Annotated in this window: 13 protein-coding genes; 5 read left to right on the top strand and 8 right to left on the bottom strand. The window is 73.6% G+C overall.

Annotated elements, in window-relative coordinates:
• Window positions 1-73 precede the first annotated feature (73 nt).
• The 5 genes from CAP_RS14875 to CAP_RS14855 all read right to left on the bottom strand — a co-directional run bounded on the left by CAP_RS14875 (window position 74) and on the right by CAP_RS14855 (window position 5,972).
• A complete protein-coding gene (locus CAP_RS14875; protein WP_197041189.1) occupies window positions 74-871 on the bottom strand; it encodes a hypothetical protein in 798 nt (265 codons plus the stop codon).
• Window positions 872-1,123: 252 nt separating this feature from the next.
• On the bottom strand, window positions 1,124-2,323 hold the full coding sequence (locus tag CAP_RS52310; RefSeq protein ID WP_044241121.1) for a DUF5050 domain-containing protein: 1,200 nt from the start codon (window positions 2,321-2,323) through the stop codon (window positions 1,124-1,126).
• Window positions 2,324-2,395: 72 nt separating this feature from the next.
• Window positions 2,396-3,208 carry a hypothetical protein gene (locus CAP_RS14865; protein WP_052375261.1) on the bottom strand — a complete coding sequence of 271 codons (813 nt, stop codon included), beginning with the start codon at window positions 3,206-3,208 and terminating at the stop codon, window positions 2,396-2,398.
• A gap of 356 nt (window positions 3,209-3,564) precedes the next feature.
• A complete protein-coding gene (locus tag CAP_RS14860) occupies window positions 3,565-4,698 on the bottom strand; it encodes a gluzincin family metallopeptidase (RefSeq protein ID WP_231511473.1) in 1,134 nt (377 codons plus the stop codon).
• A 203-nt stretch (window positions 4,699-4,901) separates the two neighbouring features.
• A complete protein-coding gene (locus CAP_RS14855) occupies window positions 4,902-5,972 on the bottom strand; it encodes a hypothetical protein (RefSeq protein ID WP_052375258.1) in 1,071 nt (356 codons plus the stop codon).
• Window positions 5,973-6,080: 108 nt separating this feature from the next.
• On the opposite strand from CAP_RS14855, the gene CAP_RS14845 reads away from it, so the two are divergent.
• Window positions 6,081-8,660, top strand: a complete 2,580-nt coding sequence (locus CAP_RS14845; protein WP_044241120.1) for a hypothetical protein — start codon at window positions 6,081-6,083, stop codon at window positions 8,658-8,660.
• A gap of 45 nt (window positions 8,661-8,705) precedes the next feature.
• On the opposite strand, the gene CAP_RS14840 is transcribed toward CAP_RS14845, so the two are convergent.
• Window positions 8,706-12,836 carry a transglutaminase-like domain-containing protein gene (locus tag CAP_RS14840; RefSeq protein WP_044241119.1) on the bottom strand — a complete coding sequence of 1,377 codons (4,131 nt, stop codon included), beginning with the start codon at window positions 12,834-12,836 and terminating at the stop codon, window positions 8,706-8,708.
• A gap of 88 nt (window positions 12,837-12,924) precedes the next feature.
• Between CAP_RS14840 and CAP_RS14835 the strand changes: the two genes are divergently transcribed.
• The 4 genes from CAP_RS14835 to CAP_RS14825 all read left to right on the top strand — a co-directional run bounded on the left by CAP_RS14835 (window position 12,925) and on the right by CAP_RS14825 (window position 15,007).
• Complete coding sequence (locus CAP_RS14835; RefSeq protein WP_044241118.1) at window positions 12,925-13,458, top strand: hypothetical protein; 534 nt, start codon at window positions 12,925-12,927, stop codon at window positions 13,456-13,458.
• Window positions 13,459-13,821: 363 nt separating this feature from the next.
• Window positions 13,822-14,481 carry a Crp/Fnr family transcriptional regulator gene (locus tag CAP_RS14830; protein ID WP_231511472.1) on the top strand — a complete coding sequence of 220 codons (660 nt, stop codon included), beginning with the start codon at window positions 13,822-13,824 and terminating at the stop codon, window positions 14,479-14,481.
• Window positions 14,478-14,627 carry a hypothetical protein gene (locus CAP_RS50395; RefSeq protein ID WP_156040813.1) on the top strand — a complete coding sequence of 50 codons (150 nt, stop codon included), beginning with the start codon at window positions 14,478-14,480 and terminating at the stop codon, window positions 14,625-14,627. The genes CAP_RS14830 and CAP_RS50395 overlap by 4 nt, the downstream gene beginning before the upstream one ends.
• Window positions 14,624-15,007, top strand: a complete 384-nt coding sequence (locus tag CAP_RS14825) for a dihydroneopterin aldolase (RefSeq protein ID WP_044241116.1) — start codon at window positions 14,624-14,626, stop codon at window positions 15,005-15,007. The genes CAP_RS50395 and CAP_RS14825 overlap by 4 nt, the downstream gene beginning before the upstream one ends.
• 7 nt (window positions 15,008-15,014) lie before the next feature.
• Here the strand turns inward: CAP_RS14825 and CAP_RS14820 are convergent, their stop codons facing one another.
• Both CAP_RS14820 and CAP_RS14815 read right to left on the bottom strand, forming a co-directional pair.
• Window positions 15,015-17,852: a glycosyltransferase gene (locus CAP_RS14820; protein ID WP_044241113.1), complete on the bottom strand. Its 2,838-nt coding sequence runs from the start codon at window positions 17,850-17,852 to the stop codon at window positions 15,015-15,017.
• On the bottom strand, window positions 17,849-19,396 hold the full coding sequence (locus CAP_RS14815) for a formylglycine-generating enzyme family protein (RefSeq protein WP_044241227.1): 1,548 nt from the start codon (window positions 19,394-19,396) through the stop codon (window positions 17,849-17,851). The genes CAP_RS14820 and CAP_RS14815 overlap by 4 nt, the downstream gene beginning before the upstream one ends.
• Window positions 19,397-19,416: the final 20 nt, after the last annotated feature.

Below are 19,416 nucleotides of genomic sequence, written 5' to 3'. Positions count from 1 at the left end.
TGCTGTGGGGAGGAGATCGTTCAGAGCAGGTCTGTGCGCGGCGCGGGCCAGGGCTGCTCACGCGCCCGATCGTTCAGGTCTGTGCGCGGCGCAGGCCAGGGCTGCTCACGCGCCCGGCTGCCGCTGCGGCTGCTGCCAGCGCGCGCCGCGGCGTGCGACGCGGCTCCAGCGCGGGCGCACCCACGTCGTCGCGCTCGGCGAAGCGCCGACGCGCCGCTGCGGTGCGACGCCGGCTCCCGAGCTGCACGCCGAAGTACACGCCGAGGAACGTCACCACGCCCCAGCCGAGCACGCCGCCTGCGACGAGGCCCGCCTTCGCAGCAGGACCCATCTCGGTGAGCTGCGTCATGGGCTTCGCGAGCTTGCCGATGTCCTCCATGGGCTGACGGAGCTGCGCGACCTCGTACATCGGCGCGCGCAGCGCGGCGACTTCGCCCATCGGCGTGTCGAGCGCAGCGACCTTCTCCATGGGCCTGTCCAGGCCCGCGATGGTGCTCATGCTGCCCTGCATGGACTGCATGCTGTGGCGCATCTCCGCCATCGCGTCTTCCAGCCGGGAGAGGCGCTGCATCGAGCCTTCGAGCGCCGCGACTTCGGCCATCGGCGCGTCGAGCGCGGCGACCCTGTCCATGCTGTGCTGCATCTGGTCCATGCTGCGCCGCATCGACTCCATGGTCTTCTCCAGCTCCGCGAGGCGCTTCATCGGCGCTTCGAGGGCGGCGACCTTCTCCATGGGCTCGCCGAGCGCCGCGACGCGCGCGAGATCGTCCTGCATCTGCGCGAGCATCGCGTTCGACGCGTCGAGCGTGGCTGCGGTCTCACGCATCGCGGCCGTGGTGCCCTTGATGGTGCTGGTGTTCGTCTCGATCATGGTCGCCATCCCGCAGCCGGGCAGAGCGGCGAGGCAGGCCACGAGGAGCGTGGTCCCGGTAAAGGTGGCGCGGTGCATCATACAATCGATGCCGCACACCCAGCCGCGCGTCAACGATTATGTGACGCGCTGCGTGCAACAATGTCCTACCACCAGAGAGGCGGTATCATGGCTGGATCCGGGAATATCGAGGGGAGCCGCGCGTAGCGAATGCGTCAACTGCGCGAATTCATTGAGGCGCGAAGGCCGGCGTCATTTCCGCAGCTTGCGAATACTGCCGCCGTCACTCTCGTTCGCCCAGTAGACGTACAGGTCGTCCATGGTCATGTGGACCAGCCCAGGCTGGGTTGCTGCCAGGATCTCCGGCGTTCCCCCGCCGATCGGCGCCCGCATGACCCGCTGGTAGCCCTCGTCGGTCCAGTAGACGTTCTCCGCGTCCACCGCGATCGCGTAGGGCGCGGACTGCCCTCCTGCCACGGCCATGGGCGCCTCGGTCCCGTCCTTGCGGGCCCTCATGATGCAGTCGGTGCCCTGGTTGCAGCTATTGTTGGTCCAGTAGACGTAGTCGCCGTGCTGCGCGATCCGGTAGGGCTCTGCTTGCAGGTCGGCGAGCACCACCGGCGTACCGCCCTGGAGCGGCACCGTCAGCACGTCGCCTGTGTCGCGGTCTGTCCAGAAGACGGACTCGGCGTCGATGGTGATCGCGTACGGCTGCTGCCCGCCCATGGCGATGAGCGTCGGGTTGCTGCCGTCGAGCGGCGCGCGCACGATGCCGCTCATCGCCGGGTCGCCGTCGTCGCGCGTCCAGTAGACGGCCTGCGCGTCGGCCGCGACGCCCCAGAGCGCGCCGCTGTCTTCCACGAAGAGCGATGCCGGCGGCATCCCGATCGTCGCCTGGTTGATCACCGGGCTGTTCAGGTTGGCCCAGAACACGGTGGTGTCGTTCACGGCGATCGCGCCGGGCAGCGGCTGCTCCGCGCCGAGGACGATCACCGCCCCGCCGTGCTTCGGGATCTGGTGCACCTCACCGAGGGGCGTCTGGGTGATCGTGGTCCAGTAGAGGTTCTCATCGTCGACGATGATGTGGTTCGCCTCGCCCACCATCCCGGCCAGCTCGGTGACCCCCGAGCACTCCCCCTGCGTGCAGGTGACGTCGTCTCCGAGGCACACCGCGAGGCACCCCCCGCAGTTCGTCACGTCGGACGAGATGTCGACCTCGCACCCGTTGTCGGGCATGCCGTCGCAGTCCGCGAAGCCCACGGCACAGCCGCCGCTGCCTCCCTCGCCGCCGCTGCCTCCCTCGCCGCCGCTCCCGCCGTCGCCTCCCGCGCCTCCCGCGCCGCCGGCGCCTCCGCCCCCCTCGTTGATCGGGAACAAGGGTTTGTCATCACCGCAGGCAGCCCCGAAGGCAACGAGCGCAAAGACCAAGCTGTACCGGACCACGGATGTCATCGGAACCTCCCCTGCACGTCCGGCCCTGCTGCCGGCACGATGAGCAGGAAAACCCACGCCCAAAGGCGGAGCTTAACCCGAGATGCGCCGCGAGGACCACCTGCTCGCGCCCGACGCGCCCGCGGCACCCGTGCTCTCCCGCGTCACCACCACGGCGGTCACAGCAGCCAGGACAGCCGCCGCGAGCCACGCCGCGCGCCCCGAAGCGCCGAGCCCAGGGTGCACCACCGATCCTGGCCAGGTGACGTAGAGCCCAGCGCCGCGCAGCAGAGCGCCCGTGAGCACGCCGAAGCCCGCGACAGCGCCCACCGCCGTCGCGAGCCCCCCGTGACGCCACCACAGCGTTGCTGCGAGCCCGCCGAGCGCCACCGCGAGCGCCACCGCCGTCACGCTCACCCCCGGGAACAGCGCGAAGCCGGCCCCGTGCGCCACCACGGCGAACGCGAGCGCGAACGGCGCAGGCACCCGCGCCCGCGTCGCGACCACGAACGGAATCCCCGTGAGCAGGATCTCGTCCCTCACCGCCGCTGCCGTGGTGCGCAGCACCACGAGGCCCAGGGTCCACGACGGTCGCCCGAGCCCCACCGACGCCCACCCCAGCGCGAGCGCCACCGCCAGCGTGATCGTCACCGCGATCGCCGCGACCGCCAGCCCGTACCCCACCCGTCGCGCCGCCCGCCCGAGCGCCCCTGGTTTCCCCACCTCCGCTGACTCCTGCCACCTCACCCCGAGATGACTCCCGCCGAGGTCCGCGATCACCGCCCCTGCGAGCGCCGTGGCCAGGGGACTCTCCGCGAGCGCAGCGGACACGAAGTGCACCACCGCATTGAGCGCGACGAACCAGGCAGCCCCACGGGCGACTTCGAGGACGGATGAGCGTTCCAAGCGCTGCCTACCCTAGCTCAGACGTCCGCAGTGGGGTGTCACCAGGCCGACTTCGGGGCGCCGCAAGGCCAGCTTCGGGGCGTCATCAGGCCGGCTTTGGGCTGTCGCCGGGTGGGCCCTGGGCTGCCGCCAGGTCACCCGATCGTGGTCGCCAGGTCGCCCGATCGGTGGCGCGGATCCGTCGCAAAAAGGCGCAGGTCCGTGGCGGCGACGTGAAGCTCTCCTCTCGGGTCGCTTCAAGGAAAGTCGCCAAAGGCTCAGGATTGCTCGGCAATCACGCCAGCTTGGCGACCCGTGCAGGCTGGCGGCGGGGTGGGGAGGAGGCGCACCTCGGCCTTCACCAGGGAGAGGCCGCGTCAGTGAAGGGTGTGCCAGCGGCCGCCGTGCTCCACCTTGGGCACGCCCTCGTCGGGATCGATCTCGGCGCGGCGGCGGGCGCTGCTGGCGAGGGCAGGCGTCACCGAGGGGAGCGGGGTGCGGGAGGGGCGGGACACGGGCGCCTCGGGATCGGAGCGGAAGCGGCGGCGCGGAGGGGGGACGCGGGCCGCGGCGCGCTCGCGCATGCGGCGGAGGACGAGGGCGCCGGCGCAGAGCGCGACGAGCAGCACGAGGGCGCCGAGGAGCATCGGCAAGAAGCCGTAGCGGCGGGCGACGTCCTCCCTCCAGGCGATCTCCAGGTCGGGCAGGCCTCCTTCGTAGGCGTGCGCCACGGCATCGGACAGGTCCTTCAGCGCCTTCACGTCCTGCTTTTCGCGCGCCCGCGCGACGAGCGCGGTGAAGCGCTCGCGTCGCGGAGGTTCGAGCAGGAAGCGCGCGAAATCGGCGGCCTCGGCGTAGGCGAGCGAAGGCGCTGGCGCCTCGGCGGGGAGGAGATCCTCGAGGCGTGACAGGGGGACGAGCTGGCTGCGGAGCGCCGCGAGCGAGAGGGTCTGGGCGCGGAGGCCGCGGTGATCGCCTGCGGCGTGGGCGGCGAAGCCCTCGTGGAACCAGCGCGGGAGCGAGGCGCCACCGGTGGCCTGGTCGAGGGCGAGGTGGGCGAGGGCGTGGCGGAGCATGCCTTCGAGGTCGTCGGGATCGAGGCTGCCACGCGGGGCAGCGCTGAGGATGATGACGTTGAGCTCCCCGAGGGTGCTGACCGCGCTGCCGCCTGGATCGAAGCCCTGGGCGGCCTGATCGAGCTCCGCGGGAGGCGCGATGCGGACGTCGACGTGGGTGTCTCCGGGGAAGGTGAGCGCGTGCGGTCCGAGCAGCGCCCGGATGTCCTCGCGGATGGCGTCGACCCGGTTGATGAGGGGCAGGACGCGATCGCGCGTGGTGGGCTGGTAGGTGAGCGTGATCCAGTCGCGCTCCGCGTGCGCGTAGACGTCTGGCGCGCTCTTCACGGACGGCGGCTTGCCCTCGGGACCCGTGAACAGGCCGCCGGGAGCGTCGTACACGCGCGGTGCTGCAGTGGCCCTCGCCCGCGGCGCGGCGAGCAGGATCGCGAACACGGCAGCCGAGGCGATGGCAGCGGCGAGGACCGGAGGGCGAGAGAGCCGGGGAGTCCGGGGAGTCCGGGGAGTCCGGGGAGTCCGGGGAGTCCGGGGAGTGCGGGGCGTGCGGAGCGACGGGTGCGCCATGCGGTGAGGCGGTGTGCCGGGGAGGGCAGGATCAGGATGGAGCGTCAGGGCGCCGCCGTCCATCGGTCTCGTGCTCACGGGGCGACCCGTCCGACCACGTGCAGCGTGGAGCCGCTGTCCTCGGTCGCCCTGCTGATCGCGAACGCCGCACCCCCGATGGCGGCTGCAGCACCGAGGGCACCCCAGAACCAGGGGGAGCGCCAGAAGGTGGTGCCTCCGCCCTTGTCAGGCTGGGGTGGAGGGGCGCTGGCAGGCCTGGAGACGACGAGGCTCACGCCCCTGACGGGTGTCTTTGGCGGAGGAGGCAGGAGAGAGCGCAGCGTCTCGGTGGCGCCTGGCCAGGAGATCTGTTTCGCGCTCGGCTCGGCCTGGTTGAGCGTGGCGCCCAGCTCCACGGGGGCGTAGCTCGCGGTGGCGACATGGATGATCCGGGCCGAGGGGCGGCTTCCTTCCAGGCGCACCACGACCACCAGGGCGGCGCCCGTGTCGGCGCCCAGCGAGGCGAGCAGGCGCCGCGCGGCAGACTCCGTGGTCGCCTCCGCGGCAGCCTTGCGGACCTGGGCGATCTCGGTAGCGCGATCTGTGCTGCCCGCGCTGCCCGCGCTGCCTGTGCTGCCCGCGCTGCCCGCGCTGCCTGGTCCGGGATCGACGTGGGCTGCTTCTTCGGTGAGGGCCTTGGCCGTGGGCTCGTCGATGGCAGGGCGGAGCGCCGGGTCCGCGTAGACGACGCGTGCGAGGGCGCGCGCTGCCCGAGCTGCCGCGTCGTCCACGGCGACCACCACGGCACCGCGTCCGGACGACGTGGCCGGCTTCGAGGCCGAGGCAGCGCCACCCGCCGGGGCAGGCGCGGGCCTCGGCGCTGACGCTGGCGCGGTCGCCGAGGTCGAGGAGGGTGCAGGCGGGGCAGGCGATGCGGGCGCAGCGCTGGAGGGAGGCTGCTGGGCGCCAGGCGCGGTGGCAGGAGGAGGCTGCTGGGCGCCAGGCGTGGTGGCGGGAGGAGGCTGCTGGGCGGGCGGTGCAGCGCCGGAGGGAGGCTGCTCGGTGGGCGCTGCGGCGGGGGGCTGCTGGGCGAAGAGGGCTGCCGGGCCGGATGCCAGCGCTCCGGCGAGGAGCGCGGCGAGCAGGGCGGGGCGGCAGGCGAGCATGCGGCTACCCTACGAAGGTGCGGCGCCACCGTCAAAGGGGGCCCGGGGCGGAAGGGCCTCGCCCCTCCCCGGTGGACACCCGGCCGGGCGCGCCGTAAGAGGGGCGGGATGTCCTTGGCCACCACCTCGCGGGCCTCCGCCGAACCCCTCGGCCTTCATCCTTCCATCATCCTGAGCGCGTACCTGGAGCCGCTGGTGCGCGGCCGCCGGGTGGCGGTGCTGGGGGATGCTTCCATCGGGCTCGCTGACAGGCTGGTCGAGCGCGGCGCGCGGCTCGTGCATGCGTACGATCCGGACGCGGGCCGGGTGGCCGAGGCGCTGGCGCGGAGCGCGGGAAAGCAGCCGCACCCCACCTTCGCGGTGCTGGAGGGAGATCTCGGGGTACGCGACGGGGCCTTCGATGCGGTGGTGATCCCGGATCTGAGCCTGTTCGGGGACGCGGCCGAGGTGCTGCGGCGCGCGCGGCGGCTGGTCTCGGAGGGCGGGGCGGCGATCGTGGTGACACCGAACGCGGAGGCGCCGCGCGCGCTCCTGCCCGTGCAAGGGGCAGCGGGGGCGCAGGCGCAGGGCGCGAAGCGGGGGTCAGCGCCGGACTACTACACGCTCTACGACCTGGTCTCGCTGCAGTTCCGCACGGTCAAGATGGTCGGGCAGGCGCCGTTCGTGGGGTACACGGTGGCGGCGTTCGCGCAGGAGGGCGACCCCGAGGTCAGCGTGGACATGTCGCTGCTCTCGGGATCGGAGGAGCCGGAGTGGTTCATCGCGATCGGGAGCGAGCGCCCGGTCCGGCTCGATCCGTATGCGGTGGTGGAGCTGCCGCTCGCGGAGATCCCGGGTGGGCTGGCGTCGGCAGGCGCAACCGCGGGCGGAGGTGCGGCTGCGGGCGGGATCGCGCCCGAGGAGCTGGCGAAGGCCGAGGCGCGCGCGGAGCAGCTCGAGGTGGAGGTCGCGGAGCTGCGCGGCCGGCTGGAGCGGGAGCGGGACTCGGAAGAGGTGCGGGCCGCGGCGCGGGCCGAGGCGGCGTCCACGGCGACGGCGCGGATTGCGGAGCTGACGGCGGAGCTTTCGGAGCGCACGGCGCGGCTGAAGGACGTGGAGGCGCGCGCGGGCGACGAGCACGTGCGGGCGGAGCGCAACGCGCACAAGATCCGCGACCTGGAAGAGGAGCTGCGCAACCAGCGTGACCGGGGCGTGCGGCTGTCGAAGCAGCTCGACGACGAGAAGAAGGCGCGCACCCGGGTCGAGCTGGAGCTGGGGATGGTGCGCAACAAGCCGGAGATCGCGGGCGGGAAGGACCGCATCGACGCGCTGAGCGCGGAGCTGGAAGAGGCGCGCTCGCGGCTCGCGACGCTGGAGGGCGCGGCGGAGGACCTGGCGAGGGCGCAGGCGCGGCTCGCGAAGCTCGAAGGGGTGGCCGGGGATCTGGCGGCGGCGCAGTCGCGGCTGGCCTCGCTGGAAGGGGCCGCCGAGGAGCTGACCGTGGCGCGGGCGCGGGTCGCGAGGCTGGAGGGCGCCGAGAAGGATCTGGCGGCGGCGCGGGCGCGGCTCGCGGCGCTGGAGGGCACGGACAAGGAGCTCTCGGCGGCCAGGGCGAAGCTCGCGTCGCAGGAAGGGGTGTCCGGGGAGCTGGCGGCGGCGCGGGCGCGGATCGGCGACCTGTCGGCCCAGCTCGCGGCGTCGACGAAGGCGGATCCGCGGCTGATGCTGCGGGTGGAGGAGCTGGAGTCGGCCGTGGGCGTGGCGAAGCGGGAGCTTTCGCGGGTGAACGCGGAGCGGGACGCGGCGCGGACGCAGGTCGAGGAGATCACGCGCGGGCTCGACGAGGAGCGGCGCGGGCGGCGGACGGCGGCCGAGCAGCTCGCCGCGGCCGAGGCGCAGCGCGCGGAGCTGGGGCGCGCCCGCAAGGACATGAAGGACATGGAAGAGCGGCTGGCGCGCGCCGAGCGAGAGCAGGCGTCGCGCGAGCAGCAAGGGAGCGCGCGCGAAGAGGCGCTGGCGGCCCACGTGTCGGAGCTGATGCAGCAGATCGACACCCTGGTCGAGCAGCGCGATGCGCTGGCGAGCAGCGAGGCGAAGGCCAGCGAAGGCGTGGGCGGAGAGATCGCGGCGCTGGAAGCGGCGCTGCAGGAGCGCGGTCGGGTGGTCGCCCAGCTCCAGGCCGAGCTGCGCGAGAGCGAGCGGGTGGGGCGCGAGCTTCTCGACGAGCTGGGGAACGCCTTGGAGCTCGGTGCGAGCCGCGGGAGCAGCGAGGGGAACGGCAGCGCGCCCACGAGCGGCGCAGGGACGACGGGCGGCGCAGGGACGACGGGCGCGACGGGCGCGACGGGCGCGACGGTCAGCAACGCGGGCGGTGTTCCCGAAGTGCAGGCGCTCCAGCAGCAGCTCGCGACGCTGGCGCAGGGCGCGGCGCGCTGCGAGGCCGACCTGCAGGCGTCGCAGTGGCGGATCGCGCAGCTCGAGCGTCAGCTCGACGACGTGCGGGACGATGCCGCGAGGCCCGAGGGCGTCCACGAGGCGCTGGAGCAGGCGCTGATCGCGTCGCAGGCGGAGGTCGACGGGCTGCGCCGGGCGGCGCGGGTGTCGGCGGAGGCCCTTCCGACGACCGCTCCCTTCGCGGTGGGTGAGGTTCCTCCGGCGGTGATCGAGCAGTCGGTGCTGCTGCACCAGGTGGCCAGCGCCGCGCCCTGAGCGGGACTCTGCCTGAGCGGGGCTCTGCCTGAGCGGAGCGGGTGGTCACCGCGCGTCGGGGAGGCGCACCACCACGTCGTCGATGAGCATGGTGTCGGCGCGGCGGGCGAACCTCTGGAAGGCGTTGTAGTCCGCGGGCTCCACGCGACCTGCCGGGAGATCGACGAGGCGGTCGAACCAGAAGGTGCCCTCCTCCATGCGGTCGCGCATCACGACGGTGCGGCGCCCCGCGGCGAGGGTGGAGGGCGGTAGCTCCGTCGCGAGGGAGGCGCCGGCGGGGAGGTGCACCTGGAACCTGACCTCGGCGTGCGTCGCCACCTCGTCCGAGATGTAGAGCGGTGACTTGCGCTCCTTCATGACCACGAGGCGCGAGAGGTGGAGGAGGCAGGGGGGCGCGATGTGCAGCTCGTTGCCCTGCTGGCGGGCGAAGTTGCGCATGCGGATCGACATCACCAGGGTGAGCGGCGCGTCGAGGTTCCCCTGGTTCTGGACCTCCACCTTGAGGAGCCGCGCGCCGGGCAACGCTTGCTGGAGGAGCTTGGCCTCGACGATGCGCTGGAACTGCACGTCGGGCATGGTCTCCAGCGCGGTGCGCAGCGCCATCCCCAGGCTGCCCCCGAAGGCTTGGCGCAGCTCGATCTCGGCCGAACCGTCGGCGGCGAGGACGGCCTTGCCCTCGCTGGTGAGGCCGTCGGCGGCGGCCGCGGCGTTCGTGGTCTCCCGGGGCGCGCCAGGGCGGAGGAGGACCGCGGGCTGCCCCCGCAGCGAGCTTGGCAGGTAGCCGTAGGGCGCGTTCTTGTCGCGGACCACCATCCAGTGGGGAGACGGGGGCGCCGCGCTGCCGGGGGCGCGGAGGTCGAGGCGCACCGCGAGGGTGTTGAAGGCCTCGGCCTCGCTCATCGCGCCGCGCGCCGGAGGGGTGAGGCGGTCGTGGACGAGGCCGTAGGCGGCGTCGATCCCGAGCAGCCTGCACAGGTAGATGAAGGCCTCGGAGCGGTTGCCGCTCTTGCCGGTGAGGACGCGGCGGCCGTCGGACTCGCGGCCGCTCTCCACGTTGGCGAGGACCCAGTGATACAGGCGGCGTGCCTGCTCCTCACGGCTGGGAAGGCCTGGCGTCGGGCTTTGCTTGCCGTCGTTCTTGCCGTCGCTCTTGCCGCTCTTCTTGCCGTCTCCCGCGCCGTCTCCCGCGCCGTCTCCCGCGCCGTCTCTCGCGCCATCTCTTGCGGAGGTCTCGGGGCCACGGGCGATCGCCTCGGCGACGCGCACGAGCCGCGGGTCGCGCGGGGTCTCGTCGGCGGCGGCGTCGACCATGCGGGCCAGGGTGTCGGCGAGGCTCATGCCCCAGCCGAAGCGCACGCTGGGGAGGCGCTCGGCGGCGGGTGGGCCGCCCGGCTCGCCGATCTCGGGGGTGCTGTCGTCGACGCGCCAGCGCCGCGTCACGAGGGCGCCATTCTCGGTGACGCTGGGGGAGGGGACGTCGCCGGTGATCTCCACGTCGAGGGGTCGGTCCTTCGGAGAGATGACCACAAGCTCGCTGCGCCACGAGCGCTCCTTCTCCTTGCGGAAGAACCAGTGGATGCCTTGGAACACCCGGCCGCCGCGGGTATCGCCGCGCACGGGGAAGATGCGCTCGGTCTCGATGCTGTCGCCCACGTCGAGCGGAGGCAGGGTCACCGTGGGCCTGTCCTCGGAGACCTCGGCGTCGAGGGTGGTGCCGTCCTTCTTCACGACGCGCAGGGTGAGGAGCTTGCCCTGCGGGAGGGGCTGCTCGGTGAGCTGCTGGGCGGCCTCGCGCGACTGGATGCGGAGGATCTGGTGCTCCAGCATCCGCGCAGAGCCGTCGGAGTGCACCCAGACGGCGGCGTAGTCGAGCACGCGCGTCATGCCACCCTCCTCCGCGCCTTTGCCGGGAGGCGCATCGTTGCCGTTCGGGCCGAGCACCTCCCCGAGGACGCGGCCCAGCTCGTCCTGCTTGAGCGCGCCGCCGGCAGCGTCGAAGGCGGTGAGGATCGCTTTGCCGTCTTGCCGGTAAGGACCGAGCTCGCTCTTGCCTTCGGTGAAGGCGATGGCGTCGCGGAGCTGCTCGGTGTCGGAGCCGGTGAGGATGGCGTCGATGAGCGCTTCGTGGAGGGCGTTCTTGTCCCCGCGGGCGACGCGCGCGTCGGCGAGGACCAGGCGCGCGTCGTCGTCTCTGGGGTTCAGCTTCAGGGCGCGTTCGAGCGGCTCCAGGTCGCCGGGGCTCCTCCCGGAGCGCAGGTACAGCTCGGCGAGGCGGTGGGGGATGTCTCTCCGGTCCTTGCGCTGGACGCCGAGCCGTTCGAGCGCGGTGATGGCGGTGTCCCAGTCCTTCTGATCCAGGGCCTGGGTGATGGTGACCTCCGCGTCGGGATCGCGCTTGCGGATGTCGGCGAGCGCGGCCGCCGCTTCCTCGCGCTCGGAGGCCGCTTCGTGGAGATCGAGGCGCAGCCGGAGGAGGTCGAGGTCGTCGGGGAAGCGCTGCGAGGCTTCGCGGATGGCGCGCTTCCGCTCCGCGTCCATGTCGAGCTTGGTGTAGAGGGCGATGCGCGCCTTGGCGAGATCGGGGACCTCGGGGAAGCGCGCGGCGAGCGCCTCCACCTTGCGCAGCACCTCGGGGAGGGCCTGCTTCTCGGCGCCTTCGAGGAGGAGCAGGAGGCGCGGGCTCCAGAGGGCCTCGTCTTTTTCGAGGGCGCGCGTGCGCAGATCGCGGGCGAGGTCTCCGGCGTCGGCTTCCTGGAAGATGGGATCCCGCGCGACGAAGCTGGCCTGCGAGGCGAGGGCGGCGCCGGTGGCGCGCGACAGGTCCGCGACGAGGGGTTCGAGGAGGACCGAACTCACGTCGTCCTGGCCCTCGATGTGCGCGGCATGCGCGGCGAGCCAGCGGGAAGTGGGATCGGCGAGGTCACGGGCGGTGCGGTTTCGGGGAGTGCCGCGCTGGGGCGCGACACCGACCGCGACGAGGAAAGGATCGAGGGGGTTCGGGTCGGCGAGCTGTACCGGCGGGGTGATGGCGTAGGGCGGCGTCGGATCGTCGGAGGTGGGGAGGCCGAGCGGGGTGCCGTCGGGAGCCATGAGGCGGATCGCGGTCTCGCGGCCGCCGACGCGGGCGAGGATGCGGTGCCGCCCCTCGCGCAGGCGGACGTGGGCGCCGAAGCGCGGCCACACGCCCCACTGCCGCGCGTCGCGATCGAGCACCTCCACGTCGTCGACGAAGAGCGCGAAGGCGCCCTGCACGGCGATGAGCACCTCGCGCTCGGCGGGGAGGTCGACGAAGGTCTCGACGTAGAAGATGCCGCTCTCGGTCCCCTCGGAGGGCATGATCAGGCACCCATGCTGCTCGGTCGCGTGGACGCGTGGTGGCGTGTTGCGGAGGGGGTCGGCGGGGAAGGTGGGGGGCCAGGGGCCGGGGCGCTCGGCCGGGAAGTGCACGCGGTGATCGCTGCGCGCGAGGTGGCCGAAGGGACCCGCCATGCGCGCGCGGGTGGCGCAACCCAGCGCGCGCGCGGTGAGGTCGACGCGGGAGGGGGTGCTGGTGGCGCTGGTGGCGCTGGTGGCGCTGGTGGCGCTGGGGGCGCTGGTGGCGCTGGGGGCGCTGGGGGCGGCGGGCTCGGTCGAGAGGCCGTCGAGGCTCCACCATTCGACCAGCTCGCTGCGCGCGCGCCAGCCGAGCCGCTGGGGCTCCTCGATGGCGCGCAGCACCACGTCGCGTCCGCGCTGCCAGAGCCCGGCGACGCTGGTGCGCAGGATGAGGAGGCGGTGGGCGGCGTACCAGGCGACGAGGGGCGCGTCGGGGTGGTCGCTGACGCGGGCTGCGGCGATGGCGTCGAGGCTGGCCAGGGCGGCGCGCTCCAGGTGGCCGTGCAGCTCGTCGTCGATGGCGCGGCCGAGCGCCGCGTGGAGGGACTTGCCGTCGAGGGTGTCGAGGCGTGCGCGCGCGTCGCGGGCGCCGTCGGCGGTGCCGCCTGGGGCGAGCAGCTCGACGAGGAGCCAGCGCCCCACGACCTCGCCATCCCGCGAGCGCGCGCCCGCGTCGCGCAGCGCCGTGAGCGGATCCTTCGGGGCGGGCGCGGCGCTCCCGCAGGACGTCGCGGCGAGGGCGAGGGTGACGGCGGCGACCAGGCGGCGGGCGCGGCGGGCGAGGGCGTTGCGGGCGCGCATCGCGGCGGTGCTTAGCGCGGCCGTGCCCAGGGGGCGAGCACCCGCTTGCGCGCGGGCCGTGGATCTTCCAAGCAGAGCGTGGGCCACCGTGACCGCCGGAGAGACGCTGCTCGCGAACAACGACTGCACCATCGAGGCGCAAGGGCCCCTCGTGCTGTGCTGCGAGTGCCAGGGGGCGGCGCTGGACCTCGGGGTCCGCGCGGTCACCACGTTCGTGCTGGTGATCGCGACCATCGTGGCCGGCCTCGTGGCCGTGCGCGCCGTGCCGTGGCCGATGGGGTTCATCCCCGCGACGTGGGTGGTGGTGGCCCTGGTGGCGCGGTGGCTCCTGCGCAGGAGGCGGTTCTTGCACGGGAAGTTCCGCGTCGACTTCGAGCGCGGCGAGATCACCCAGGAGGGCCGCGGGTTCGCGCGGCGCTGGCCCACCTCGGCGATCGAGGTCGCGACGCTGCCCATCGTGACCGGGCCGGACGCGGACCAGGCCGAGCCCGGGATGGAGTCGCGGTGGCTGGAGCTTCACCTGCGCGACGGCGCGCGCCTCAGGCTGGGCAAGGGACCCGGACACGCGCTGCGGCCAGCGGTCGCGCTCTTGCGCAAGGCGGGCCTGGAGGTGCGCGCGTAGGGCAGGGCGGTGCGTGCGCAGGGCAAGGCGGTGCGTGCGCGCGTGCGCGCGTAGGGCAGGGCGGTGCGTGCGCGGGTGCGCGGGTGCGCGGGTGCGCGGGTGCGCGGGCGCTCGGCAGGTGCCGCGGGACGTGTGCAGCAGGTGCCGCCGTCCGCGTTGCTCGGGGCTCCGTCCGCGCGCGGAATGTCGGGAGAGAGCACGCGTTTTCAGGCCTTCAAAGCGAGGTTTTTTGGAGCCCGAGGCGCGGGAGTGAGCTACCGTCCCGTCTTTGCAGTGACCGAGATGGACTCCAACATCACAGCCGACATCGACATGCGACGCTCTCCGTCCGAAGCACCGGCCCCGGTCGGGGCTCGCGGCGGTGTGCGTCTGTCCTCCTTCTTCGATCAGGCTGCCGTGGCCACCCGCGAGGCGGTGGCGGCGGCAGCAACGAGCGAGGTCGTGCCCGGAGGCACGGCGATCTTCGAGCAAGACGTGCCCGTGGACGCGCTGGTGTCCCTCGGCAGCCGGGGGAGGGCGCGTCTCGAGCGCGTGATGGCGGGTGGGGTCATCCCGCTGGGATACCGGGGGACCGGCGATCTGCTCGGGGAGTCGTGCCTCGGTGGGCACCAGGTCCGCACCGAGCGGGCAGTGGCCATGGAAGAGGTCGAGGTGGTCCGGGTGCCGCTCGCGCTCGCCCGGGAGCTGCTGGACACGGATCCGGGGCTCCGCCACGCCGTGGTGAACGTCCTGCTGGCGCGCCAGCGCGAGGTGGAGGACCGTATCGAGTCCATGCTGTTCCGCAACGTCGAGGGGCGCCTGGCAGAGTTCCTGATCGCTGCCGCCGATCGGTGGGGCGTGCCCACGCCGCGGGGGGTGCTGATCTCGGCGCCGCTCACCCACTTCGAGATCGCACAGGTCATCGGCTCCACGCGCGAGACCGTGACGCTGACCCTCGGCGCGCTGCGGCGCGAGGGCATCCTCGACGTGGCGGGCCGCCGCTTGATCCTCTGCGACCGGGCGGCGCTCGCGCAGCGGCAATGAGCGCGGCGGCGAGCGCGGCGGCGAGCGCGGTGGCGAGCGCGGTGGCGAGCGCGGCGAAGAACGTGGTGAAGAGCGCGGCGAAGAACGTGGTGAAGAGCGCTGTGGCTTGCCGCCCGGCGCCTTCTGGTGGTACGCGCGGCCCGTGACGTCCATCGAGACTTACCGCATCCTCCTCGACGGCATCCGCTTCCGTGCGCGGCACGGTGTCTCGCGCGCGGAGCGTGACCTCCCCCAGGACTTCGTGGTCCACCTCCGGGTCGAGCTACCCGTCACCTCGCTCCCGCGGACCGACAGCCGCGCCAGGGTCTTCGACTACGACCAGCTCGCCACCATGGTGGTCGAGTCGGGGACGACCGCCTCGTACAAGCTCCTGGAGACGCTCGGGGAGCGCATCATCGCGCGCATCCTCCAGGACACGCCCGCGGTGGCGGTGACGGTGCAGGTGAAGAAGTTCGGGCCGCCCACGTCGGCCTCCGTCGACGCGGTGGCCATCGAGCTGACCGGCCGGCGGGGCGAGCTGGTTTGAGGGCACATCATCGCGTCTGGGGAGGGCGGCCGAGGCAGAGCCTCGCGTAGCGCTCGACCATGGTGCTCACGTCGAACTGCGTCGCGGCGCGCTGGTGCCCGGCGGCGCCCATGCGCGCTCGCGTGGTGTCGTCGCGCGCCAGCATGACGAGCGCGTCGCCGAGGGCGAGGGCATCGCCGCGCGGCACGAGGAGGCCGGTCTCTCCGTGGACGATCTGCTCGGAGACACCGCCCACGTCGGTGGCGATCACCGCGAGGCCGCTCGCCATGGCTTCGAGGGAGGCGTTGGGGCAACCCGCGGGCTCGGCCACGAGGGCGAACAGGTCGAGGTCGGCGAGGAACGCGGCCGAGGGCTTCTCGCCCAGCCAGCGGACCGGCAGGCCTTCCGACCTGGCGCGGAGGTCTGCCGCGCAGGCGTCGGCGCCCCGCTCCGGCTCGCCAGCGATCCACAGCTCCCAGGGGGGCATGCGGGGCGCGGCGTGAGCGGCGGCGGCGAGGAGCTGTTCGAGCTTCTTGTCGGGGCCGATGCGCGCGAGCGTGCCGACGATGAGCCTGTCGCGGGGCGCGGGGCGCGCGGTTCTTGAGGGTGGGGCCGGGGGGACGGGGATGCCGTTGGGGATGACGTGCACGGGGGCGCCGAGGGCGTCTTCGGCGCGCCGGGACTCGCCGGCGTACTTCACCACCACGCCCGCGAGCAGCGCGCCGTAGTCGCGGGCGTCGAGGTAGGGGAGGGCCGGGCGAGGGCGCCGGAAGTAGCGCTCCAGGGAGGCGAAGTACATCTCGCCCGGGCTGACGTCGAAGACGGGGGTGCGGTGGAGGAGGTCGGCGATGAGGATCTTGTGCTCGGGGATGACGTTCCAGAAGACGACCGCCGCGGTGGGCTCGGCGTCGACGTGGGCGGCGACGGCGCGGGCGGTGTGCAGCGGGTCGTGGGCGCCGGCCCGGGGGGCGACCAGCACGGAGATGCCCGCCTGTTCGAGGGCGGCGCGGCCCGGGGTGGGGTAGGCGGCCTGCTCCTCGATGACCACGGGGCGCACGCGCACGCCGGCCGCCGCGAGGCCGAGGAGGAGGCGCCGCGCGCTGGACTGGGCGCCGCCGGTCGAGAAGTTGTTGGTGACGAGCACCAGGCTGCCTTCGGGGTGCGCGGCCGGAGCGAGGGCGCGGCGGTAGAGGTCGCGGTAGCGGTCGACCATGCGCCGGGTCGTGAAGTCGTCGGCGAGGGGTGGGGAGGCGGAGGGCGCGGAGGACGCGGAGGGCGCGGGGAGCGCGGCGCCCGTGGTGAGGAGAGCGTGGGCTGCCTCGGCGAGCGCGTTCGCGTCGGCGCCGCGGGGGAGCACGCGCATGGCGGGATGCTTGTGCGCGATCTCGCGGGCGCCGCCGACTGCGGTGGTGAGCACGGGGAGGCCGGCGGCGAGTGCTTCGAGCTGAGCAAGGCTGAGGCCCTCGTGGGCGCTGGCGGTGATCAGCAGGTCGGCGGCGGCGCGGTAGGGGGTGACGTCGTCCCGGGGGCCGACCTCGTGGAGGCGGGCTTCCACGCCGTGCGCTGCGGCTGCGCTGCGCAGGGCATGGGCGGTGGCCGCGGCGGGGCCCCGTTCGTGCTCGCCCACGAGGAGGAGGTGGGCATCCATGCCGCGGGCGACGAGGGCGGCGATGACCGCGGGGAGTTCGGGGAGACGCTTCTGGGGGCGGTAGTTGGCGATGGAGAGCAGCACCTGCGCGCAGGGAGAGATGCCGAGTGCCTGGCGGGTGGCGAGCCTGTGCGCCGAGGTGCGGGGAGCGCTGGTGTCGCCGGGCGATGCGGGCGATGCGGGCGAGGCGACGGTGATGCCGTTCCACACGGTGCGCAGAGATCCGGGGAGGCGCGCCCGGGCGGCATCGTCGCGCACGGTGAGCGAGCATGCGGCCCAGGTCACGGGCGCATCTGCGGGGAGGTCGGTGAGACCCGCGGGCCACCCGGGCTGCTCGTTGTGGAGGGTCACCACGAGGGGGAGGCTGGTGGCGAGGAGCGGCTGGAGGGTGCTGCCGTCGAAGAGGTGGGCGTGCACCACGTCGGCCCCGAGGTGCAGGGCGAGCTGGGCGAGGGCGGACGCGCGCGCGGTGCGCTGGGGGGCGTGAGCGCCGAGGAGAAGGGTGCCCGGGGGAGGGGAGAGCGCGGCGCGGGCGGGGCGGTCCATGACGAGGAGGCGCACGGCGTCGTCGGCGGCGGTGAGGCCGAGGGTGAGGTCCACCGCGATCTGCTCGGCGCCGCCGCGGTGCAGCGCGGTGATCGCTTGCACCACCCGCAGGCGCGGGTCGTTGCGCACGTCGAGGGCCGGGATGCGCACGGCGCGGTGTCCGGATCTGGCGAGCGCGCGCACGGCGTCGAGGAGCGGGTTTCCGGTGCCCGGGGGCGCACCGAGGGGCGGCTTGTCCGCGCCGGGGAGCGCGTCGAGGAGCGCGCCGAGGGCGGCGGGAGCCTCGGTCCACACGCTGTCGAGGGCGGCGTCGAGGCGGGCGAGGTGCTCGGGGCGGCGGGCGAGGTCGCCTCCGGTGCTGGCGAGGAGCGCGTCCCAGCCACCCGCGAGGAGGTCGGTGTCGGGCCGCCAGAGCGCGCCGAGGCCGAGGAGGGGCTTGCCCGTGGCGCTCGCGGGCGGAGGGACGAAGGCGATGGGCCAGGCACCAGCGCGCAGGATCCAGGCAGGGCCGGGAGAGGTGCGGAGCGCGTCCGCGAGGGAAGGGAGGTCCGCGCAGGGCTCGGCGTGCACGCCGAGCTGCGCGAGCGCGCGCAGGGTGCGCAAGGGGCGCGCGAGGTGCAGGGGCGCTCCGTCGGCGAGGATGAAGGCCCGCGGTGCGCTGGACCGGCTCAATAGGCGCTCGGGTAACCGGCGAAGGGTTCGCTGCTGGAGCTGGAGGTGTTGCTGGAGCTGTTCCAGGCGTCCTGCTGCGTCGCTCCCCAGGCCGCGGACGTGGCGTAGGCATCGGCGTTCCCCGACGAGGCGTGACCGGAGCCGCGATAACCGCTGCCTCCCGGCGAGCCTCCGCCACCGCTCCACGAGGAGGCGGGGCGCGCCGCAGGGACCACCTGGCGGATGACGATCTGGCTGGGGAAGCCGCCGGTGTACACGAAGGTGTCCAGGGAGCCCGAGAGGGTCACCACGTTCGCGATCGGGTTGTTGCCCACCCGGCACTGGTAGTGGACACGGGCGCCTTCCGAGGGGCCGCTGGCGCGAAGCCAGAAGCCGTCAGCAGCAGGCGTGGCAGTGACCTGGAGGTTGCCCGGGAGCTGCGCGGCGAACTTCTTCCGCCGGTTGATGCCGATCAGGACGATGGTCACCAGGAAGAGCGGTACCCCGACCAGCAGCGCGATCGAGATCCCGATCAGGACCTTGCTCCCGGTGTCGGTCTTGGGCTTGTGGAGCACATCGCCGTTGCTCTCTCCTCCGCGCCCCTGAACTCCGCGCCCCTGGGTCGAGATGTCCGACGTGGACCTGGCGCCGCGAGGCTGTTCGAGGAGCGGCAGGCCCAGGTCGGCCACCACCCGGAAGCCGTTGTCTGCGTTGCGGCTGCCGGGGGTGTTCCGGTAGCGCGCTGCGGACCGACCGCGCGCGGGATCTTTCAGCCAGGAGCCGCCGCGCAGCACGCGGCGCGCTGGCTCGCTGCCGCCGGGGGGCGTCGTGGCGGCGGGATCGGTGGCGGGGCCAGGGGCATAGGGGGCGTAGAAGTCGCTGCACCACTGGTAGACGTTGCCGGACATGTCGAAGAGGCCGAAGGCGTTCGGCTTCTTCTGGCCGACGGGGCGGGTGCCGCCGCCCGGAGCGTTGGGTTTGAACCAGCCGAGGTCCTGGGCTGCGGCGGCGGTGCTCGCGCCGTACCAGGGGGTGGTGGTGCCGGCGCGCGCGGCGTACTCGAACTCGGCCTCGGTGGGCAGGCGGAGCCGTCGGCCCGTCTTCTGGGCTGCCCAGGTGATGAACGCCTGGGCGTCCTTGAACGTCACCAGGGTGACCGGGTGCTGGTCCGTCTGGGGGAAGCCGGGGTTCTTCCAGGTGAAGTCGGTGCGCTGCACGAGGGCCGAGCCGTTCCATCCGAAGCCACCGCTCGTGCCCAGCTCGGCCTCGGTGCGGTAGGCGGTGTCCTGCACGAAGCGCGTGAACTGCCCGCGGGTGACGGGGTAGATGCCCACGTCGAGGTCGAGGCTCAGGGTGACCTGCCGCGGTGCCTCGTCGCTCTCTCGGCCAGGTTCGCGCTCCGGCGATCCCTGCGCGAAGGAGCCCTTGGAGACCCGGCGCATCTCCAGGGGGACCCCGCCGAGATCGAGGGTGGTCGCCTTCTGCGCCGTGGCGGGCGCCACCGCGGCCGCGACCGTTGCGGCAGAGAGCACTGCCGGGACCCACCTCACGCGCGCGCCGATCATCGCCGCCATGCTACGGGACG

It is taken from the genome of Chondromyces apiculatus DSM 436 (genome assembly GCF_000601485.1).
Lineage (GTDB): Bacteria > Myxococcota_A > Polyangia > Polyangiales > Polyangiaceae > Chondromyces > Chondromyces apiculatus.
The sequence above is the reverse complement of the archived record's forward strand: the minus strand, read 5'-3'. Positions and strand labels throughout refer to the sequence as shown.